At 44.3% G+C, this 20,457-nt stretch carries 16 protein-coding genes; 11 read left to right on the top strand and 5 right to left on the bottom strand.

Features of this window, described 5'->3' with window-relative positions; genetic code table 11:
* Nucleotides 1-126: 126 nt before the first annotated feature.
* From QUA24_RS13815 to QUA24_RS13780, 8 genes are all read left to right on the top strand, one after another.
* Nucleotides 127-519: a response regulator gene (locus QUA24_RS13815; protein WP_333209949.1), complete on the top strand. Its 393-nt coding sequence runs from the start codon at nucleotides 127-129 to the stop codon at nucleotides 517-519.
* A complete protein-coding gene (locus QUA24_RS13810; RefSeq protein ID WP_333230380.1) occupies nucleotides 516-3,074 on the top strand; it encodes a response regulator in 2,559 nt (852 codons plus the stop codon). The genes QUA24_RS13815 and QUA24_RS13810 overlap by 4 nt, the downstream gene beginning before the upstream one ends.
* On the top strand, nucleotides 3,049-4,707 hold the full coding sequence (locus QUA24_RS13805; RefSeq protein WP_333230379.1) for an adenylate/guanylate cyclase domain-containing protein: 1,659 nt from the start codon (nucleotides 3,049-3,051) through the stop codon (nucleotides 4,705-4,707). The genes QUA24_RS13810 and QUA24_RS13805 overlap by 26 nt, the downstream gene beginning before the upstream one ends.
* Before the next feature lie 188 nt (nucleotides 4,708-4,895).
* Nucleotides 4,896-5,411 carry a DUF1499 domain-containing protein gene (locus tag QUA24_RS13800; protein WP_333230378.1) on the top strand — a complete coding sequence of 172 codons (516 nt, stop codon included), beginning with the start codon at nucleotides 4,896-4,898 and terminating at the stop codon, nucleotides 5,409-5,411.
* A gap of 543 nt (nucleotides 5,412-5,954) precedes the next feature.
* Nucleotides 5,955-6,818, top strand: coding sequence for a DUF2382 domain-containing protein (locus QUA24_RS13795; protein WP_333230377.1), 864 nt, complete (start codon nucleotides 5,955-5,957; stop codon nucleotides 6,816-6,818).
* A 222-nt stretch (nucleotides 6,819-7,040) separates the two neighbouring features.
* Nucleotides 7,041-7,934: a DUF2382 domain-containing protein gene (locus QUA24_RS13790; protein WP_333230376.1), complete on the top strand. Its 894-nt coding sequence runs from the start codon at nucleotides 7,041-7,043 to the stop codon at nucleotides 7,932-7,934.
* A gap of 289 nt (nucleotides 7,935-8,223) precedes the next feature.
* Nucleotides 8,224-8,709 (top strand): glutathione peroxidase, encoded by a 486-nt coding sequence (locus tag QUA24_RS13785; RefSeq protein ID WP_333209937.1) that lies wholly within the window; start codon nucleotides 8,224-8,226, stop codon nucleotides 8,707-8,709.
* Nucleotides 8,710-9,204: 495 nt separating this feature from the next.
* Nucleotides 9,205-9,666, top strand: coding sequence for a VOC family protein (locus QUA24_RS13780; RefSeq protein ID WP_333230375.1), 462 nt, complete (start codon nucleotides 9,205-9,207; stop codon nucleotides 9,664-9,666).
* A 93-nt stretch (nucleotides 9,667-9,759) separates the two neighbouring features.
* Here QUA24_RS13780 and QUA24_RS13775 read toward each other — a convergent pair whose 3' ends face one another.
* From QUA24_RS13775 to QUA24_RS13760, 4 genes are all read right to left on the bottom strand, one after another.
* Entirely contained in the window at nucleotides 9,760-12,345 is a 2,586-nt protein-coding gene (locus QUA24_RS13775; protein ID WP_333230374.1) for a PAS domain S-box protein, read from the bottom strand.
* A gap of 131 nt (nucleotides 12,346-12,476) precedes the next feature.
* Nucleotides 12,477-12,752, bottom strand: a complete 276-nt coding sequence (locus QUA24_RS13770; RefSeq protein WP_333230373.1) for a hypothetical protein — start codon at nucleotides 12,750-12,752, stop codon at nucleotides 12,477-12,479.
* Between the two features lie 543 nt (nucleotides 12,753-13,295).
* Nucleotides 13,296-15,434 carry an ATP-binding protein gene (locus tag QUA24_RS13765; protein WP_333230372.1) on the bottom strand — a complete coding sequence of 713 codons (2,139 nt, stop codon included), beginning with the start codon at nucleotides 15,432-15,434 and terminating at the stop codon, nucleotides 13,296-13,298.
* A 147-nt stretch (nucleotides 15,435-15,581) separates the two neighbouring features.
* A complete protein-coding gene (locus QUA24_RS13760) occupies nucleotides 15,582-15,926 on the bottom strand; it encodes a slr1659 superfamily regulator (protein ID WP_333209928.1) in 345 nt (114 codons plus the stop codon).
* A 539-nt stretch (nucleotides 15,927-16,465) separates the two neighbouring features.
* Between QUA24_RS13760 and cynS the strand changes: the two genes are divergently transcribed.
* The 3 genes from cynS (at nucleotide 16,466) to QUA24_RS13745 (ending at nucleotide 19,180) form a co-directional block, all read left to right on the top strand.
* Complete coding sequence (gene cynS, locus QUA24_RS13755) at nucleotides 16,466-16,909, top strand: cyanase (RefSeq protein ID WP_333209926.1); 444 nt, start codon at nucleotides 16,466-16,468, stop codon at nucleotides 16,907-16,909.
* Nucleotides 16,910-17,136: 227 nt separating this feature from the next.
* Complete coding sequence (clpX, locus tag QUA24_RS13750) at nucleotides 17,137-18,519, top strand: ATP-dependent protease ATP-binding subunit ClpX (RefSeq protein ID WP_333209924.1); 1,383 nt, start codon at nucleotides 17,137-17,139, stop codon at nucleotides 18,517-18,519.
* Between the two features lie 55 nt (nucleotides 18,520-18,574).
* A complete protein-coding gene (locus QUA24_RS13745) occupies nucleotides 18,575-19,180 on the top strand; it encodes a type IV pilin-like G/H family protein (RefSeq protein WP_333209921.1) in 606 nt (201 codons plus the stop codon).
* On the opposite strand, the gene QUA24_RS13740 is transcribed toward QUA24_RS13745, so the two are convergent.
* Nucleotides 19,172-20,446, bottom strand: coding sequence for a serine/threonine-protein kinase (locus QUA24_RS13740; protein ID WP_333209918.1), 1,275 nt, complete (start codon nucleotides 20,444-20,446; stop codon nucleotides 19,172-19,174). The genes QUA24_RS13745 and QUA24_RS13740 overlap by 9 nt on opposite strands.
* Between the last annotated feature and the right edge of the window lie 11 nt (nucleotides 20,447-20,457).

Below are 20,457 nucleotides of genomic sequence, written 5' to 3'. Positions count from 1 at the left end.
GGTTTATCTTCGGAAGTCCTATTAAAATAAGATAGGAGACAGATATCCTGCATACTTGGCGGAAATCCATAATGTAAAAGCAACTCATGTCGGTAAACCTACTAAAATTTAAGCAGAGAGCAAAAGATGAATAAGCCTATAATTCTTTGCGTTGATGATGAACCGGATATCTTGAATACTCTCAAGATTCAGCTCAAAAAAGAATTTAAAAATGATTACTTTTATGAATTAGCTGAAAGTGGTGATGAAGCTTTAGGTTTACTGGAGGACTTTCAAGAAAAAGCTCAGGTGATTGTGGTTGTTTCTGATTGGCTGATGCCGGGAATTAAAGGTGACGAACTTTTAATTAAAGTTCACCAAAAATATCCTAAAATTATTAAAGTGATGTTGACTGGACAAGCGGATGCAGCGGCTGTTCAGCGGGCAGTAGAAGAAGCAGATTTATACTGTTGTTTGTACAAACCCTGGCAAAGCAAAGACTTAATAGAGACTATAAAATCTGGCCTGGCTAAGTTATGAAAAAACCTGTGATTGTTTGTATTGATGATGAACCTGATGTTTTGAACAGTTTAAAAATTGAACTGAAAAAGGCGATCGGCGATCGGTGTATAATTGAAACCGCTGAAGGTGGGGCTGATGCCTTAGAGTTGCTGGCAGATTTGCAGGCAGATGAATACGAGATTGCTTTGGTGCTTTCCGATTATATCATGCCGGATATTAAAGGGGATGAACTGCTCAGAAGAATTCACGAAAGCTCGCCGGAGACTCTGACCATAATGCTAACGGGGCAAGCTGATTTGGAAGCCCTGAGTAATGCTATTAAGTATGCTAAATTGTACCGTTATATTCCTAAACCTTGGCAAAATGAAGACTTAAAATTAACGGTAGTAGAAGCAGTTCACAGTTATTTGCAAGATCAAAAGTTAACCGATGAAATTCATAAGCGCCAAGAAGTAAACGAGGAGTTAAAGCTAGTAAATGAGGCGCTGTCTGCGAGTGAAAGCCGCCTGAGTCAATTTTTAGAAGCTTTACCAGTGGGGGTATCTGTTTATCATCCCGATGGCTCGATCGCCTATTTCAACCAGGCAGCGCGGGATTTGCTGGGTGAAGACACGATCCCGGAAAGCACTGCGGAACAATTAGCTGCCACTTATCAACTTTATGTTGCCAATACTGATGATCTGTACCCGCCGGATAATCTGCCAATTTTGCGCGCACTGAAAGGAGAATCTGTCAAGGTTGACGATGTAGAAATCCGTCAAGATGGCAAAAGAGTTGCGATCGAGATCAATACCACGCCGATTTTTGACGCTAGCGGAAATATTGTTTATGCGATCGCAGCTTTTCAAGATATTAGCGATCGCAAACAAGCCGAAAAAATACTAGCAGATTACCACCACACCTTAGAAGCCCAAATTGACGAACGCACAGAACAACTGCAACAAGCCGCATTAGCTGCTGAAGCAGCAAACAAAGCTAAAAGCACGTTTATTGCCAATATGAGCCACGAGTTACGCACCCCTCTCAATTCTATACTCGGCTTTGCACAAATCATGGAACCCAGCCCGGATCTTACTGTAGAAAACCGAGAAAATATGAGAATTATTCGCCGTAGTGGCGAACACTTGCTTACCTTGATCAATGAAGTCTTAGACTTGTCAAAAATCGAAGCGGGGCGGATGACACTCAACCCGAAAAACTTCGACCTCTACCGCTTGCTTGACGATTTGCAAGATATGTTTCAACTGCGGGTCCATAATGAAGAATTGCAGTTGCATTTCCAGCGCGATGCTGACGTTCCTCAGTACGTGCGAACCGATGATATTAAACTGCGGCAAGTGCTGATTAATCTTCTGAGTAATGCGATTAAGTTTACCCAAACAGGCGAAATCATCTTAAGAGTTATAAAGTTAGAGAAATCTGGATTTCTGGATTTATTGGATAGTCCCACAGCTTGCTTTGATACTACAAGAAGCATTCGGGATTTTGCGAGAACTAGCAGTGATTTTGCCAATGTTGAATGCAGCGATGATGCTGAGGATTCAACAGTGCCTAGTTTTTTCCTTCTCTTTGAAATTGAAGATACAGGATTTGGCATTGCTCCCGAAGAATTGGGCAATATTTTTAAGGCTTTTGTACAAACAGCTTCCGGTCAAAAAACTCAGAAAGGTACGGGTTTAGGATTGAAAATCAGCCGTCAATTTGTCCGCCTGATGGGAGGAGAAATTGTCGTAGAAAGTCAACTGGAACTTGGCACCACTTTTAAATTTGAAATTCCAGTCAGTGCAGTTGATGTTGGTGAGATTCCCGATCCGGAACTTAACCGCGAAGTTAGTGGGTTGGAACCCAATCAACCGTGCTACCGGGTTTTAATTGTGGACGATCGCGAAGACAACCGCCAACTTTTAGTCAAAATGCTTTCTCCTTTGGGTTTCGCGCTGGAACAAGCCACCAACGGTCAGGAAGCAATAGAAATGTGGGAAAATTGGCATCCGCATTTAATTTTGATGGATGTGCGAATGCCAGTGATGGACGGCTACGAAGCTACTAAACAAATTAAGGCAAGAATCAAGCAGAGAGAGCAAGAGGGGGAAATGAATATTTCCCATCCCGACTCCCCGATTCCGAAGATTATTGCTTTGACAGCTAGTACAATTGAAGGAAGGCAAGCGTTCGCTTTACTGGTCGGCTGCGACGATTTTATTAGCAAACCTTTCCGCAAAACAGATATATTTGATACCCTGACCAAACATTTGGGGGTTAAGTATCTGTACTCTAACTCAACGGACTTTATCTCAATAGGCGATCGAAATAATTTATCTGGCTCCCTCCCTAATGCTGCGCTTGCTTATTTACCTACACTTCCGGCACAATGGATAGACAACATAAAGCAGGTAATCCGCAGTGCTGATTTTGACTTAATTGTCAGGACAATCGACGAAATAAGGGAGCCTCATCCTGAATTAGCGGAAATCCTCCAGGGTCATCTCGATAATTTTGATTACCAGAAAATTCTCAATTTAATTGCCGAGGCGGAGGAATCAGATAATGCAGATCAAGGCGGAACAAACTGAAAACTATCAAGCCGATATTTTAGTAGTTGACGATACGCCAGATAATCTGCGTTTGTTGATTAGAATTTTGCAAAAAAATGGCTATAAAGTTCGACCCGTTACTAATGGTTTTTCGGCGTTAGATGCAATTCAATCTAGCCCCCCCGATTTGATTCTGCTCGATATTATGATGCCTGATATTGACGGCTACGAACTATGTAAAAAATTAAAAGCACAATCGCAATTTAGGGAAATTCCCATAATTTTTCTCAGCGCGCTAGAAGAAGGAATAAATAAAGCACAAGCTTTTGAAGTGGGCGGAGCCGATTATATCACCAAACCTTTTCAGGTGAAAGAAGTCTTGGCGCGAGTGAGCAATCAACTTACTGTGCGTTCATTGCAAATGCAATTGCAAGAAAAAAATCAAAAATTGACTGCTCAAAATATCCAGTTGCACCAGGAAATAGCTGAACGCCACCAGGTGGAAATGGAAACAAGATTGCTGCTGCAGGCAACTCAAGCTATTAGCAAATCTGAGGATTTTGAGTCGGCTATAGATGTGATTTTAGGTTTAATTTGCCAAACTATTGAATGGAATCTGGGCGAAGCTTGGATTCCTTGCAGTGAGGGCTTTTTAAAATGCGCGACAGGCAGGTACGTCAGCGACTCCAGTTTTGCCGAATTCCGACAAACAAGTTGGCAGTTGATTTTTGCTCCCGGTGTGGGACTCCCAGGTAGGATTTGGCAGTCGCAGCACTCTGAATGGATCGATGATGTTTCTACTGCACCGGAACAAGTTTTTTTACGAGCGGAAATTGCGGTGAGTGTGGGATTGAAAGCGGCTTTTGGGGTGCCAATTGTGGCGGACAATCAAGTGTTAGCTATTTTGATTTTTTATCGCGAAAAAGTTCTGAAATGTCAGCCTCGCTTGTTGGAATTAGTGAGTGCCGTTGCTACGCAGCTCGGTTCGTTGATTCAGCGGAAACAAGCTGAAGCAGCGCTGAAAGTGCAGCAAGGACAAACAGAGAAATTGCTGCTGAATATTTTACCGAAACCTATTGCGGAGCGCTTACAAAAAGAGCAAAAGTTGATAGCGGATCATTTTGATGATGTGAGCGTCTTGTTTGCTGATTTGGTGGGTTTTACAGAGTTTTCGGCTCACAAAAGTCCGACGCAGTTGGTAGAAATTTTGAACGGGATTTTCTCGGAGTTCGATAGGTTGTCTGAATTGCACGGGTTGGAAAAGATTAAGACGATTGGGGATGCTTACATGGTGGTTGGGGGTTTGCCGACGCCGCGGGAGGATCACTCTGAGGCGATCGCACTTTTAGCTTTGGAGATGCAGGCAGCTTTGAGGAGATTTAATGCCAAAATGGGAGAAAATTTTCAATTGAGGCTCGGAATTCACAGCGGTTCGGTGGTGGCTGGAATTATTGGGATTAGTAAATTTAGCTATGATTTGTGGGGGGATACTGTTAATGTAGCTTCGCGGATGGAGTCGAACGGATTGCCGGGTAAAATTCAAGTGACGGCTGCGACTTATGAGCGTTTGAAAGAGCAGTTTGTTTTGGAAGAACGGGGTCATATCCCGGTTAAAGGTAAAGGAAGAATGCTGACTTACTGGTTAATTGAAGAACAAAAAAAATCTTTTTAAATTTTAGAGGTCAATTTCAATTAATATGAAAAGGAGACCAAATCTGGGTTTGCCATACCCTTTATGATTCGGCGGTTGAAACCGCTACTAGACAAACGAAGTCTGCCTTAGCAGACTAAGAAATAAAGGGGGTATTTAAGCCGGATTTGGTATTATATCCAACTTGCACTTTCTGGAGGGCTAATCCTTTGCAAACAGTTGAAACAAAATCGCCGACAGCGTTGAAAAGAGTCCTAGTTATTTTAATATCACTGCTAGCAGTAGCGGTACTGTCGATCGCTACTTTTATCGCTATACCCGGAGAAAAAACAATGTTTGCTGGAACAAGACCTGCCAATATCGGGATTCAGTCAGGAAAACTCGCAGCGTGCCCGAGTTCCCCCAACTGCGTCAGCAGCTTCAGTCAAGATGCCGAACACAAAATTGAGCCTTTGGCTTACACTTCGTCCCAGAGTGAAGCGATGGTAAAGCTAAAAGGGGTAATCGACTCCTATGGAAAAACTAAAATTATCACGGCAACTGATAATTACCTCTATGCGGAGTTCACCAGTGCTTTGATGGGGTTTGTTGATGACGTTGAATTTTTGGTAGATGATGGAGCAAAAGTCATTCATGTGCGATCGGCTTCCCGTCTGGGACAGTCCGATTTGGGGGTTAACCGCAGTCGGATAGAAGCTATCAGAACTCAATTCAATCAACTCTGAACTTAAAATTTCTAGCTTTCCTGAAGCCCCTCTCCTAAACGGCTGTTTCATTATCCGTAGGGGCAAACCCCCCGTGGTTGCCCCGATATTTGAAACACCCATTCCCACGTCCGTGGAGGGGGTAGGCACGGGGGTGCTACCCCTACAAAACGATGATTTCCCTGAGAATAAAACAGCCTTACCCTCTCCTGCAAGATGAGGGCCTTTGATTTTTATGTATTACTATATAATGTTCATTTTTCACAACTTAGTTAACAATTATTAACAGTAGGCACAGCACAAAGGAGTCTCCTGCCGGGGGAGTAGGACACTCCTTTGCCGTTTCCCTACGGTGCGTTTTGAGTTTTAATACTTGTTATAAGATTGACGATTGTAGAGTTTTACAATCTTTAAAATAGCTGAGCGCGCTAGCACCGAAAAAAAGATGCCGTAGTATTCCTATAGGATTAAACAACCTAAATGATACACTTCTGACTTTAGGGAGAGGGAACTGAACGAATTAATTTCTACTATTAATTTAAGTAGAACAAAGAGGAAAAACACATGGCACTTCAAAGATTAGCAGAATTTTATCCTAATTATCAGGAAGAGATCTTTGCGGGAGACGACATCAAGGGATTTGATGTTTATGCTGGCGACTCGGATGAAAAAGTAGGCACCGTTTATGATGCTTTGGTTGATGACACGGGTCGTTTCCGCTATCTGGTAATTGACACCGGTATTTGGATTTTTGGCAAAAAAGTATTGTTGCCAATCGGCTCGGCTCGCTTCGACTACGGCTCCCATCGGGTCTACGCAACAGGCCTTCGCAGCAAAGCTCAAGCAGAACAATTGCCGGCTTACAATGAATTAGAAGCAGTAGATTACGATCGCGAAGAACAGGTAAGAGGCGTCTACCGCAATCAAGGAACTGCCGCTGCTGCAAGCACTGCAACTCCTGCTAGCTACGATCGCAGTAGCTACAACTACGATATCGACCGCCCCCTCTACGAAACCAACGAACAGCAGCACCAAAATCTCAAGCTTTATGAAGAACGCTTGATTGCCAACAAACACCGCGCAAAAACAGGCGAAGTAGCAGTTGGCAAGCGCGTGGAAACTGAAACAGCGCGAGCTTCAGTACCAATTGAAAAAGAACGAGTCGTAATTGATCGAGTAACCCCGGTAGAAGCAGGTCGAGTAGTTTCAGTCGGTGAGGCTGACTTCCAATCAGGGGAAGTTGCACGCATGGAAGTCTACGAAGAAACGGCCGACATCCATAAGGAAGCTTTCGTCCGGGAAGAAGTCAACGTCAGAAAAGAAGTTGTTCGCAGCACGGTTGAGGGCGAAGAAACCTTGCGTCGTGAAGAATTAGACGTTCAAACTGATGGAACTGCGGTTGTAGATAATAAAAATCCAAAGATCTAAACCAACCGCAACAGCTATTGCATAGGAATTGCGCCTTAATGACATAATTCTGTCACCGCGCAGGTTTGATTGGATTGGTAGCGATCGCGCAATTCCTATGTGAGCGGCGGGGGGGGGTACAAAACTTGTCTAGTTTTGGCAACGTTTATCCACTTTCCCCGCCTTTACCAATTTCCCCTTACCAATTGATAATAAAAATCCCTAAGCAGGAAAGTTTAAAAAATGAACGGTCAAGCATCAGCAGAAAAGATAGCAACTGCCAAATCAATAACCCGTCTCAACCAGGTTCCTGAAAAAGTCAGAACGAAGCTAAAAAGTTTTACCGTCAAAGACAACCAAGGTCACTTGGTCGGCAAAGTTAAAGATGTCTATTTTGATGCTAACGGTCAGTTAAACTTTGTGGTTGCCGGGCTAGGCAGCGAAAATACCCGCACTTTTTTATTAAGTATTAAGCTGCTCAAAAAAGTAGATTATCATCAAAAAGCGCTGTTTGTAACTATTAATTCGGGTCAAATCGATTTGCTGCCGTTCGTGTCGGCTAATGGCGAGCATCCGTATTTAGAAAATGCCTCTGGAACGCATAGTGAATTTAGCAACAGTGAGTTAACCAATCCCTCAACAGATATGTCAAATCTAACAGATGCCGAGCTCACAGATCCAAATTTGGAGACAGATGAGGATGAGGAAAACTTCGATATTGTTGATCAAGAAGTAATTCGCCTGCTAGAAGAACGATTGGTGATCAATCGCAGCAAGCGGAAAGTCGGCGAAGTCATAGTGCGTAAAGAAATTGAAACTCGGATGGTACAAGTACCCATCCAGTGGGAAAAGCTGATTGTCGAACAAGTCGGCGACGATCCGAAGGTGTTGGCCGAAATAGATTTAGGCGAGGGAAACATCACCGGTATAGATTTGACGGAGGTTAAGAGCGATCGCCATGAACCGACAGTTAAGGCGGAATTTACCTCTGTGCAGAAAGCTAGCAAAATCTTAAATTCGATCGCCTCTCAACCTCGTCACGGTTGCGTCAAAGTTCGCCTAGAACTCGTTCTCGAAGACAAGCAACTTGAGGATACTTACCAAAAATGGATGACGGAACACCACTCAGAGAGTTAAAATATTCGTTCTTTTTGGTGTAGATTTTAGCTATTAGCGAGAAACTTAAATCTAATGGCTGACTTTGCCGATAGATGCTGTGGGAAAGTTCACCGCCGTCTATTAAGATCATGTTCGGTAAATTAATCGTGATTTTGGTAGAGGCGGGTTCACCAATATCTATAATATAAGCCTGATATCCGTCAACCCGCCCCGACCGGGCTATTTAAATTTTTAGCGATGGGCATCTAGACAAAATTGTACCGAGTTGCGGTAAAATTGTGGTGGTCAAATTTAAAAGTATTTGAAAATGCCCAGCACAATCTCCGACATTAAAGTAAAAACGATCGCAGGCGAAGACAAGCAGCTAGGAGAGTACGCTGGCCAGGTACTCTTGATAGTTAATGTAGCTTCCAAATGTGGCTATACACCTCAATACAAAGGGCTCGAAGAATTGAGCAAGAAGTACAGCGCGGCTGGACTCCGTGTTTTAGGATTTCCCTGCAACGACTTCGGAGGTCAAGAACCCGGAAGTAATCCAGAAATCGTCAATTTCTGTACTACCAAGTACGGCGTAACCTTTGAATTATTTGACAAAGTACGCGCTAAAGGCACTCAGCAACACCCGCTGTACGCTAAGCTTACGAGTGCAGTCGATCCCAAGGGTGAGGTTTCCTGGAATTTTGAGAAATTCTTAGTTAGCAAACAGGGTGAAGTGGTTGCCAGATTTCGCAGCAGTGTTGGCCCCGATTCGCCAGAACTAATCGCTGCTATCGATCGAGAATTGGCGAAATAAGAAGTTCGGCAACTAAGCAGTGTACAGGATTTAACTGATTTAACGGATGGATGTTTAGGGAAGAGGGAAGAAATTAATAGGCTTTTTTTCTCATAAGTTGAAAGCTATTTTTTTTCTTCTTCTTTTCCCCCTTGTGTGCAAGCACTCAACCATGAACAAATACCGATGATTGTATTTAATTGGAGAACAGTTTAACTTAATGGAAAATACATCGGGATTAGATTTAGTTGTAGGTGTACTTGCCTTCGCCATTCTGGCAGGTGGTCTGACCATGCTATTTGTAGGCATGGCATCGTTTCCCAAAGAAAAATAATACTAATGGATATGATGTGCGATCGCACGACCCGAATAAAAGTGTTGGTAGTGAGGACTTCAGTCCTCCTAGAAATCGCAGGGTTCCACTCCTGACTACCCACTGAAAATGCTTATTTTACAGCAGACTATCTGAATAAATAAAACTGCTTTCAATTTGAACATTCGCAATTGATGACAATCATGCAAACTACCGAAAACAACGTCAAAATTGTCCTCGCGTCGGGGAATTTGCGCCGCGTTCACCATATCGCTTTAAACGTGCGCGACATGAAAGCTTCCCGCCACTTCTACGGTACAATTCTCGGCCTGCACGAACTAACAGGCGCAGAAATTCCCGCAACTTTAACAGAAATGGTAGCCGCTGGTAAAGTCGCTAATTTCGTTACCCCAGACGGTACTGTTATCGACTTATTTTGGCAGCCAGACTTGGAACCGCCAAACCCAGACCCGGAGAAAGCTTTTACCCGCGCCAACCACTTAGCCTTCGACATCGAGCCGGCTTTGTTCGATCGCGCTCTGGAAGTGCTAAAGTCTAATCAAATTGCGATCGACAGCGGCCCCGTCACTCGCGCTACAGGACGCGGCATTTACTTTTACGATCCTGATGGATTTATCATCGAAATTCGTTGTGATCCAGCTTAAAAACTCGCTATCGGTTTCTCTGTAGTCCGTCTGCACCCTACATTTACTCTTTGGAGTGCGGTAATTCTTAAACATCCTACCTTTAAAGTTGTTTTATGTTCCGTCTTGGCTAATAGGTTGCTTCGGCCAAGTAAACCGAAAAGTTGCTCCCTCACCTTCGGCAGATTCTATGGAAATACTGCCCCCTTGACCTTCGACAATTTTTTTCACCAGCGACAAACCAATCCCAGTATTTTCTACTTTATCGCGAGCTTCCAAGGTCTGAAAAATCACAAAAACTTTATCGTGATATTGAGGATCAATTCCCGGCCCGTCGTCCTCTACAGAAAATTCGTAAAAATCATCTAACTCTTTAACCGAGATTTTTACGTGACCCGATTCAGCTCGGTTGTGCTTAATTGCGTTGGTAATTAAATTTGAAAAAACCTGTTGCAACAGCAATATTTCTGTCACAAAAGTTGGCATTCCCGGTTCAACTTTAACCTCAAATCCAGAGGGTGGCGCCAACGAATCAATTATTTCGGCTAATAAATTATCAACTTTTACCATTTCTGAAGGCACTTGAATTCGTCCGACGCGGGAATATTGCAACAGTCCCTCAATCAAACCTTCCATCCTGTGAACTCTGCCACGCAGCAGGTTCATTTGGTGGAGAGTATCCTCTGTCATCGATTCGCTGAGGTCTTCTTCTATCCAACTGCTGAGATTTGCGATCGCCCTGAGTGGCGCTTTCAAATCGTGAGAAACTACATAAGCAAACTGGTCTAATTCTTGATTCCGCTTTCTTAAAACATTCGTCGTTTGAGCCAGATTTTGAGCTGTTAACCTCAATTCTTGAGCGCGCAACCGCAGCGATTCCTGCGCTTGTTTGCGATCCCTAATATCTTCAACCACACTCATCAGAAATTGAGTGCCATTTTGTTCTCGCAGCAGCGAAACCGTCAAGTTTGCCCACACCAACTCTCCGTCTTTGCGGATGTAGCGCTTTTCCAGAGAGAAATTTTCAATTTCTCCTGCTAACAATTGGCGCACAAGTTCCAGTTCACTTGCCAAATCTCCATGCCAAGTAATATCCTGAAATTTTTTCTCCACCAATTCTGGGCGGCTGTAGCCCAAAATTTCGCAAAGTTTTTGATTGACTAACAGAAATTTACCTTCTACACTCGCTTGAACCATGCCGACTGCCGCCTGCTCAAAAGTAGCACGAAACCGCTGCGCGCTTTGGGCTAAAGCAATTTCTGAGCGTTTGCGATCGCTAATATCGTTGCTGATTTCCAAAATAGCAACCGGTTGATCTTGATCGTCGTACTGCAAAGTCCATCGGCTCGCCACCGTTATTTTTGTCCCGTCTTTCTTAGTTCGCACCAGTTCTCCTTGCCAAGAACCCCGATCCAAAAACACTTTTTGAATAGCCTCAAAAGGTTGAGTCCATTCTGTTTTTAAAAGCTTGTGAATATTTTTTCTTATTGCTTGCGACTTCCGCCAGCCGTAGAGCCACTTTGCCCCGGAATTCCAATAAGAAATTGCCCCATTCAAGTCTAGTACCGCGATCGTATCGTTGGCCAAATCCAGCATTTGCGCTTGCTTTCGCAGAGTTTCCTCGGCTTGTTTTCGTCCTCTGGCATCGCGGCAAATCGCAATAAACAAGTGTTGATTTGCCAGACGCATTTCGCTGATAGCTAACTCCATCGGAAACTTAGTTCCGTCGTGGCGAATTCCAACTGTTTCTTGCTGGTAAGTCTTCAGCGGAGTATCTGGATGTAACACAAAATATTCGATCGAATAATCCCCCGCGGTGCTGTAAGGCTGCGGTTGAGCTATCAGTCGCCGCAAGTTAGAGCCAATTATTCGATCGGCTTTCGCGCCAAAAATCTTTTCTGCTGCCTTATTAAAAGACTCAATATTTCCCCCTGCGTCCAAAGTGATAATCCCGTCGGCCGCATTGTCTACCACAGCTTGAATGCGACTTGTACTTTCTTCCAATCCTGCTTCCCGCTTCCTCAACTCCTTCTCTAAAGCATCAAATAAATACCATGAAGCCCCTGCGCCCAAACAGCCGAAAAGCAAACCAGCAACTTGCACAAAATTAGTGAAATCTATCAAACCCCGTCTTTGCTCATCTAGAGCTTTCTGGTAGGCTTCGCCGGCATTAGCAAACACATTAATTTTTGCACGCAGGTTATCCCTCCTCAATTTGCCTTGAGTGAACACCTCAATTATTTCCGGCGACTGCAGGCTTGTTGCCGAACTGTCGAGCTTATTCAAAGTGTTTTGCAAGAAATTTATATGCTGTTCGGTACTTTTTTTTATATCTTCAAATCGCTGAGCTTGCAGTTTGTTCTCTTGAACCATAACCTTGAGTTTAGCCAGCAGCGGAGGCAAACTCTTCTTGGCTTCTAAGTAGGGTGAGAGAAATGCGGGGCGCTTCGTCAAGCCGTAACCTCGAATGCCCGTTTCTGCATCCACCACAAGGGTTAACAAGCGGTTAGTTTCCTGAAGTATTGCCCTGTTAGTATCTCCTCGCTCTCTTATCTGTATGGTAATCTCTCGGAGGGCTGCAATTGCTAGCAGGGAAGCAAACAGAAAAATAATGGGGATAGCAACGATGATTGTTCCCCGCTGGCGAATTGGTCGGTCTGTCCATACCAAGTGGAGGCAGCGATCGAGCAAATACTTCACGGATATTGCATGAAAAAGTTTGCTGCCAGTATATCGCTTTTTGGCAGTTTAGGCTATGGATAAGTTTGTTTTGTTTGGGTTGACGATCGCCGGGGACTAACCGTGGAAACTAGATTAGACCCCTGCTATAGCTACCTGCTGACACTAACAGCAGATTTTTGGGCACGGTGTTTAAACGGAGGCAGGGAGAAAGAAAGGACTTTTTTCGACACCGAGACAGCAGGCGAAGCAGAAAGGATCGTTTCTGCTTTACCTTCGTTTTCGCCTTCGGCTTCTGCTTTTAAACTAGAGTCTGTTTCGCCAGTGTTTGGAACACTTGTAACTACAGTAGTCCACCTGCCTGTAGCCGGATCGCGATAACAGGTAAAAGGGTTTATTTTTAGCGGTTGACTGCAAGGTTTAATCATGTAGATGCACTCCTTTGATTCTGAGAAATTGTGCATTGCTTTCAGCAGCAGTGCTATCTCGCCCGTAGAAGCAGTATGAAGGCAAAAAGCAGAATTGTGTTTCTGCGTCCAGAGACTTTTGAAACTTCCTGATTTCCTGTTAAATTTTGCCTTCTACTGCTTCGCGACCATAGCATTACTTTTACCAAATTGCCTTTCTGGAAGCAACCCCCCACCGCCTTAATTAGGTTGAGGTGGGAATTGTGAATGCAGCGAGGCCCCCGATCGTGCCTGCAGGACAATCTTGGAATAATATAGGTATTCTAGGCTGAAAAAAAATGCTACTGTGTGATCGACAACAGAGGTTAATCGCGATCGGTGTCACAATTAAAAAGGGAATGGGTAATTGGTAATTGGTAATTGGTAATGGGAAAATTAGTAAGGGGAAATTCTTCCATCTTTTGCTATCCGTTAAAGCCGTTAAATCCGATCCACAATTTCTGGAAAATTCCCCACCCGTTAAATCCCTTAAATCTGCTACATTGCTAGTTACCCAACTTGCTTCTAATTAATATCAACTTTTGTCTTTAAATGAACAGTAAAAGTAGAGCCAACCTCCAACTCACTCTCAACAGTTATATCGCCGCCCATCATCTGGCAAAACAAGCGGCTAATGGCCAATCCTAAACCGGTGCCGCCGTACTTGCGAGTAGTCGAAGCGTCCCCTTGAATAAAAGGTTGAAACAAATTCTGTTGCTGTTCAGCCGACATTCCAATCCCCGTATCAGATACCTGCAAATACACCCAATCGCTATCGCCTGCTGGTTCGCGAGTCGCACTCAACAGCACCGTTCCACCTTCGGTAAACTTCAGGGCATTGGAGAGCAAATTGAACAGAATTTGCCGGACTTTAGTCAAATCTGCATACATCACTCCCAAATTTTCAGAGCAAGAAACTTGCAATTGATTGTGATTTTTTTCGACCAAAGGGTGCAAAGTTGCAACAACTTCTTCTATTAAATTACTGAGGTCAAATTTTTCTAAATAAAGCTCCATCCGACCTGCTTCTATCTTAGAAAGGTCTAGAATATCGTTAATTAAAGTCAGCAAGTGTTTGCCGGCGTTATAAATTTTTTGGGTATCGGGAATGAGCTCTTCGAGTCCCGATTCCCGTGCTTCTTCTTGTAGCATTTCGCTGTAACCGATAATCGCGTTGAGCGGCGTCCGCAGCTCGTGGCTCATATTGGCTAAAAAAGTGCTTTTAGCTCTCGAAGCTGCTTCAGCTTTGTGTAAGGCTTCTTGCAAGGCTATTTCGGCTCTTTTGCGTTCGGCAATTTCGATGCGGAGCAGTTTATTGGCGGTGGTGAGTTGAGTGGTGCGCTGATCGACGGTCATTTCTAGCTGCGCTTTGGCTTTGGAGAGTGCTTCCTGAGCCCGCTGGCGCTCAAATCCTTCGATCGCCAGTGCTACCAAATTTGCCAAAGAATCAGCGAAGGTGCGCTCCTCCAAAGCCCACTGGCGGGGCGCGCCGATATGTTCGAGAGAGAGGATGCCCACGATCTGGCCCCCGAGCCTAATTGCTACATTTAATATGGATGAATTCGGCTTGCTGGCATTTGGCAGCACACCGGAATGTTCGGCTAGGGAAGATGAGTGGGACAAATTTGTTGGTACAGAGTTTTGAGTCTTTGTCGGAGGTTCTAAACCATTGTCCGATCGCAAATTTTCGCCCGGTGCGTCGCCTTCAACATCTAAAATTGATAAATTTAAATCGCTTGCCGATATGCACTCCCGGCTCAAATGATTCTCTTGGGTGCGATCGTACACGTCGAGACAAACTAATTTGAGGTTGGGGATTTTAAACTTAGAATGATTAACCCCCTCGTTTGGATCAGGGGTAGCGGTCTCTGTATCTAATGGCTCTGTTTGGTTGTGGGCGAGCACTCTCTCCGTAAAATTTAGCTGCTGATCACTGGGGTAGCGATTTCCAAATCTTCCATGGTTGTAAAGCCAGACGCTGACTTTTTCCACATCCAAAGTCCGGGCAGCAGCCTCGGTAATTTCGCGAATTCCCACATTCAGCGCACCGCTGTTGAGAGTCCTCTGCCTACCTAGCTGCAACAAAGCCAAACTCTGGCGGCGGAGACGCTTTTCGCTTTCTTGGAGGGTTTGTTCTGCTTCCTTGCGCTGGGTGAGGTCGTACAAGACGCACAATGCCGTCTGCTGCCCGTTAAACACCAGCGACTGAACCGAGATCATCGCCCAGAAAGCGGTGCCGTCTGATTTTTTACAGTGGAGTTCGTAGTTTTGCAGGTATCCCTCTTTAGCAAGTGCCTCAAGTAGGTTTGGGCGATCTGTGGGGTTGAAGTAAAAGTCTGGAGTGCAGCAGCCGATCAATTTTTCTAGGGGTATGTTCAGGAGAGAAGCCAATTGAGCGTTCGCATACATAATTAAGCCGTCACAGAGGCGAGAAACTAATATCGGCACGGGAGTTGCCGAGGCGATCGCCCGAAACTGCTCTTCGCTGGAACGCAGCGCCAACTGAGCTTTGCTCAGCAAGTGAGCTTCCATCGTATCTGAATGTTCGGTGGTAGTCTCCAGCAAGATTTCTAGGTCAACCTTTTCGCGCTTCAAGTTTTCAAGTTCCGCACTCAGCCGCTGAACGTCGAAAAGTAGCTGTTCTGTCGATGGTTCTTCCTGCATAGCAATTGAAAATTGGTAATTTTTAGTCGGTTCTGAAGTTTTTTAGGGTTTTGTGCTAGTTTAACTATGACTTATTGCGATTAACTTCAGCCACCCTCATCTTGGTTCTCGGACTTAGCCGGGGATTCATGTTTACCTTTTTCGTTATTATTCCAATTCTAAGTGCAAGGAAGGCATCAGCCGCTGCAAGTTCTTCAGGGATTTTATCTGCCAGGGGATCTGTTTAGAACCTTTGATGGCGATTTGAATATTTTTTTGCTGGCGCACTTTGATCACAAATTTTGAGAAAATATTAATTCCAGAACTATTTAAAAATTCTAGCTTTCGCAAGTCTAGAGTAACGGTGTTTGGGCAGGAGTCAGCCACTTCGTTGAGCAGATCGACGATCGGTTCGTATTCTTCCGCCTGGCTGAGTCGGAACGAGCCGCTACAGGTGACTGTTTGCGTAGCGCGATCGTACTGGATCGTGTAATCTTTGGTCTGAATCTCCATACTTTTGTCAGTTGCCGGTTTTGAGTGGTAAAGGGGCTTTGGCGGAGGGAGCGAGGATTGATCTTCAGGCTAGCACGAGCAAAATTCAGCCGTTTGCCGAATGCCTTGGTTTGTGTAACTTTTATTACATATACTGCCAACTGTACCATTGCCACAGGGCAGCTATAGCGGTTCTCAGATAAATGAGGTATACAGAAACCCTGTATTGTCAAGCTTTCCAGGTCAAAATTCGTACCTCACCTTTTTGAGAAAGGCTATATGAGTTATTTTAGGATTTATCAGTTGTGTCAGTTGTGATACCAGTTGGCAAAAAGAATGCAAGTGTTGACTGGCTCCAAACCCTGATAGTCATCAGTCATTGCCAACCTAACATCTCAAATCTCAAATCTCAAATTGTATGAGTTGTGGGTTGACGAGAGCGGCTTTTGCTGATGATCCGAGCTATCAATTGGATTTTTTTCTCAACTTGGTATTGACAAAATCCCCAAAACATGAGAGATATTTCACATCTGACACTGGAGTGAAGGGGAGAATATTTAATGGCAATTTCAGGAATTACAGAAAAGCTTTTGGCTGCTAAAAAAGCTCAAGGAATTAGTTTTGCAGATTTGGAAAAAGTTTTGGGGCGCGACGAAGTTTGGATTGCGGCGGTTCTTTATCGTCAAGCTACCGCATCAGCAGATGAAGCCGAGAAAATTATCTCGGCTTTGGGGCTAGATAGCGAGACCGCTGCGGTTCTCTGTGAACCTGTCTTAAAAGGTTCTTTGGAGAACTCGGTTCCGGTTGACCCCCTGATTTATCGTTTTTATGAAATTATCCAGGTTTACGGGATGCCACTCAAAGCAGTGATTCACGAAAAATTTGGTGACGGGATTATGAGCGCGATCGACTTTACTTTGGATGTCGAGAAAGAAGCAGACCCAAAAGGCGATCGAGTGAAAATAATTATGTCAGGAAAATTTTTGGAATACAAAAAATGGTAAGCCCGTGCGGCTTTATTTTCAAGTGAAAATGAAAAATTTAAATTTGCTCGAATGACTTGTGACTAATGACTAAAGCCTCAAAAGTGTTAACTTAGAAATAGAGATCGCGAAGCTTGACTGGCTTGGGTGTCCGATCGGGAAACCCTTCTAGGGCAAAGCTAAGGTCGCTCCCGCGGCAACTTCCCCAGTCGAAACAAGCAACCGCAACCGTAAATTAAGAGGCAAATATGTCAAAATATGACTCCCATCTCAGATGCTCCTTTTGCGGCAAGTCGCAAGAGTACGTCCGCAAGTTAATAGCTGGGCCCGGCGTATACATTTGCGATGAATGCGTGGAACTGTGCAATGAAATTTTAGAGGAGGAGTTCTTTGACTCCAGTAAAACAATTGGTCAACAGATTCCCCAATCAGAGGTGCGAGAGTCTCAGGGACAAGGAACCAGGCGTCCGGGTCGATCGAATAAATCGAAAATTGTTTTAGCTCAAATTCCGAAACCAACAGAGATTAAGCAGCATTTAGACAACCACGTTATCGGCCAGCATTCAGCAAAAAAAGTCCTTTCTGTAGCAGTTTATAACCACTACAAGCGCTTGAGCGTTGACCAAGCTAAAGATAGCGAGAAGTCTTCCCCTGATAGCGATGTAGAACTGCAAAAATCCAACATCCTGCTAGTAGGACCCACAGGTTGTGGCAAAACTTTGTTAGCGCAAAGTTTGGCGCAAATGCTCGAAGTTCCGTTTGCGGTAGCGGATGCGACGACACTGACAGAAGCTGGATATGTCGGCGACGATGTAGAAAATATCTTGCTGCGGCTGTTGCAAATGTCCGATTTTGATGTGGAAGCGGCGCAACGGGGCATTATTTATATTGATGAAATTGACAAGATTGCTCGCAAAAGCGAAAACACTTCGATCACGAGGGATGTATCGGGAGAAGGAGTGCAGCAAGCGCTGCTAAAAATGTTGGAAGGAACAGTGGTTAATGTTCCCCCGCAAGGCGGCCGCAAACATCCTTACCAAGATTTTATTCAAGTTGACACTAGCAAAATTCTATTTATTTGTGGCGGTGCTTTTGTCGGTTTGGAAAAAATAGTTGAACAACGTTTGGGTAAAAAATCCTTGGGCTTTATTCAGCCAACGGAAAGCGACAGCAACTCGACTTTGCCGGCGAAAGACAAGCGGGCTGCTGATATTTTGCAGCAGGTACAGCCGGACGATTTAGTCAAGTTTGGTTTAATTCCTGAGTTTGTCGGGCGGATTCCGGTGGTAACGGTGATTTCGCCGCTGGATGAAGCAGCTTTGATGCAGATATTGACCGAGCCCCGGAATGCGCTGGTGAAGCAGTATCAAAAGCTGTTGAAGATGGACAGCGTGGAATTGGAATTCCAGCCGGAAGCGCTACGGGCGATCGCCCAGGAGGCCTATCGTCGCAAAACTGGCGCCAGAGCTCTCCGCAGCATTTTAGAAGAGTTAATGCTCGATGTCATGTACGAGTTGCCTTCTCGCAAGGATGTGGCTAATTGTATGATTACTCCTGAAATGGTCGAGAAGCGATCGACTGCTGAATTGCTGTGGCATCCCGCATGGCACAAACAGCACGAAACTGCATAATTTATAATCTGTAGGGTGCTTGTGGCGCACCCTACAAGCTTGGCAAATTTACTTTATGACAGTTAAAAAAATGTCAGTCAATGTAGCTAAAGCCAGTAAAAAATCGAGATTGCCAGTATCCAGTTTGCTGCCGAGGATTGCAATTTACAGCGCGGTTGTGGCTGGCATCATGGCGTCATGGTACAATTTCCCACTCAATACGATCGTCCCGCCCCCGTCCCCGTCAAGGGGTAAGAATTTTTTTGAAGCCATACAATATATTTCAAGCATCAATAGAGCGCAGCAAGCTTACTATGCAGAATACGGTCAATTTAGCGATTCCATTGGAAAATTGAGTATTGGAATTAAAGAACAGACCAATAACTATTATTACACTCTCGTCTCATCAATGGGCCCGGTTCAAACTAGGCACAATCACCGCAAACCAGCACAATTTGAAAGCGCGATCGCGATTGCCCAACCTAATGATATGAGGAGCATGGAGAAATCCTACACTGGCGCAGTATTTGCTTTTAAAGAAAAGGGTAGCAATATTATAACAACTATTGCTGCAATTTGCGAGAGCGATCGAATTAATGCAAGTTATGCAGAAACTTGGAATCCGCCAACTTTTGACGGCAAAGAAATTCACTGCCAGCCCGGAACAACTATCTTAAGGTAAGACCTTGAAACTATTTTGCGCCACTCTTTCACCCTCTAAGTAAAATTCAAACTTCCAATTTCCCGGCTTGTCATCCTTTTGAAAAGTGTACCAACACCAAGTATTTAATCCATCCCCCGTCGTTCTTAAATAAGATTGACTTTGGGCTGCCAATAGTCCTTGAGGGTTGACAACCTTACAATAACTTCTATATTCTCCTTCTGGCAAGTTAGCAGCACTTACAGCAAAATAGACTTTTTTGTTTTTCTTCAAAGACCAAACATTCCTAAGTTTCGTTGATTCTAATTCGTCAGTTAACATTACTTGAGTCTTAGGGTTGAAATTTTCTAAGTTGATTACTCGTTGGAGATATACTGCTGTTTGAGGTTCGGGAGATTTCCTAAAAAGCGGAATAAAAATAGCCGAAATTGCTGTTAATACTCCGACTGATATCAATACCGGTTTTAAGTTGTTACGCTGCTGAACTACTTGGAGGGGAATCAAAGCATTTAAGGCCGCATCTGCGGAAGGATAACGGTGTTTAAAATTAGGTTCCACCATTTTTTGCAACCAGTCAAGAAATTCTGGAGTTAGCTGCGGCAACCGAGGTTTAAAATTAATCCGCCCCGTATCGTCCATCAAGCTGCCAATTTCAGTAGAATGGATGCCGATTAGCAAGCAAATTAGCGTTGCGCCGAGACTATATAAATCCGATGCAACAGTTAGCTGCCGATTGAACATTTGTTCTGGTGGCATAAAGCCCAAAGTGCCTTTAACAACGCTGCTGGCGGCCACTTCTCCCCCGCCGATTCTAGCAAATCCAAAATCGACAAGGCTGACATTCAGGCGATCGTCCACCAAGATATTTTCCGGTTTTAAATCTCTGTGAATAACTGGAGGAACGCGGTTTTGCAAGTATTTGAGTATTTCTAAAACAGAGATAGCAATTTGCTTGGTTCGCTGCGGTGTTAGCTGGCACAAAATAGCGAGAGAATCGGAATTTTTGTATTCCTGAACCATGCAGAAACCCGATGCAGTTTGGAAGGAATCTAAATAGCGGGGAATATTGGGATGATCCAGTTCTCGCAAAATCTTAATTTCTTGTTCGCACGCTTGATATTGAGCCCAATTAGCGCCTGTTTGGGCAAATTGAAATTGTTTAACAGCGACGGAACGTTGGGTATTAATTTCGGTAGCGAGATAGGTAACTCTCCCGCCGGCGCGATTGTGTCCGAGTTGGCGAGTTACTTGATAACCGTAGTTAGAAAAGTCAGGAAAAGCGTCCATAAATTTGTCAG

Origin of the sequence: Microcoleus sp. Pol12B5, from assembly GCF_036701335.1 — a bacterium.
Taxonomy (GTDB): Bacteria; Cyanobacteriota; Cyanobacteriia; order Cyanobacteriales; family Microcoleaceae; genus Microcoleus.
The sequence above is the reverse complement of the archived record's forward strand: the minus strand, read 5'-3'. Positions and strand labels throughout refer to the sequence as shown.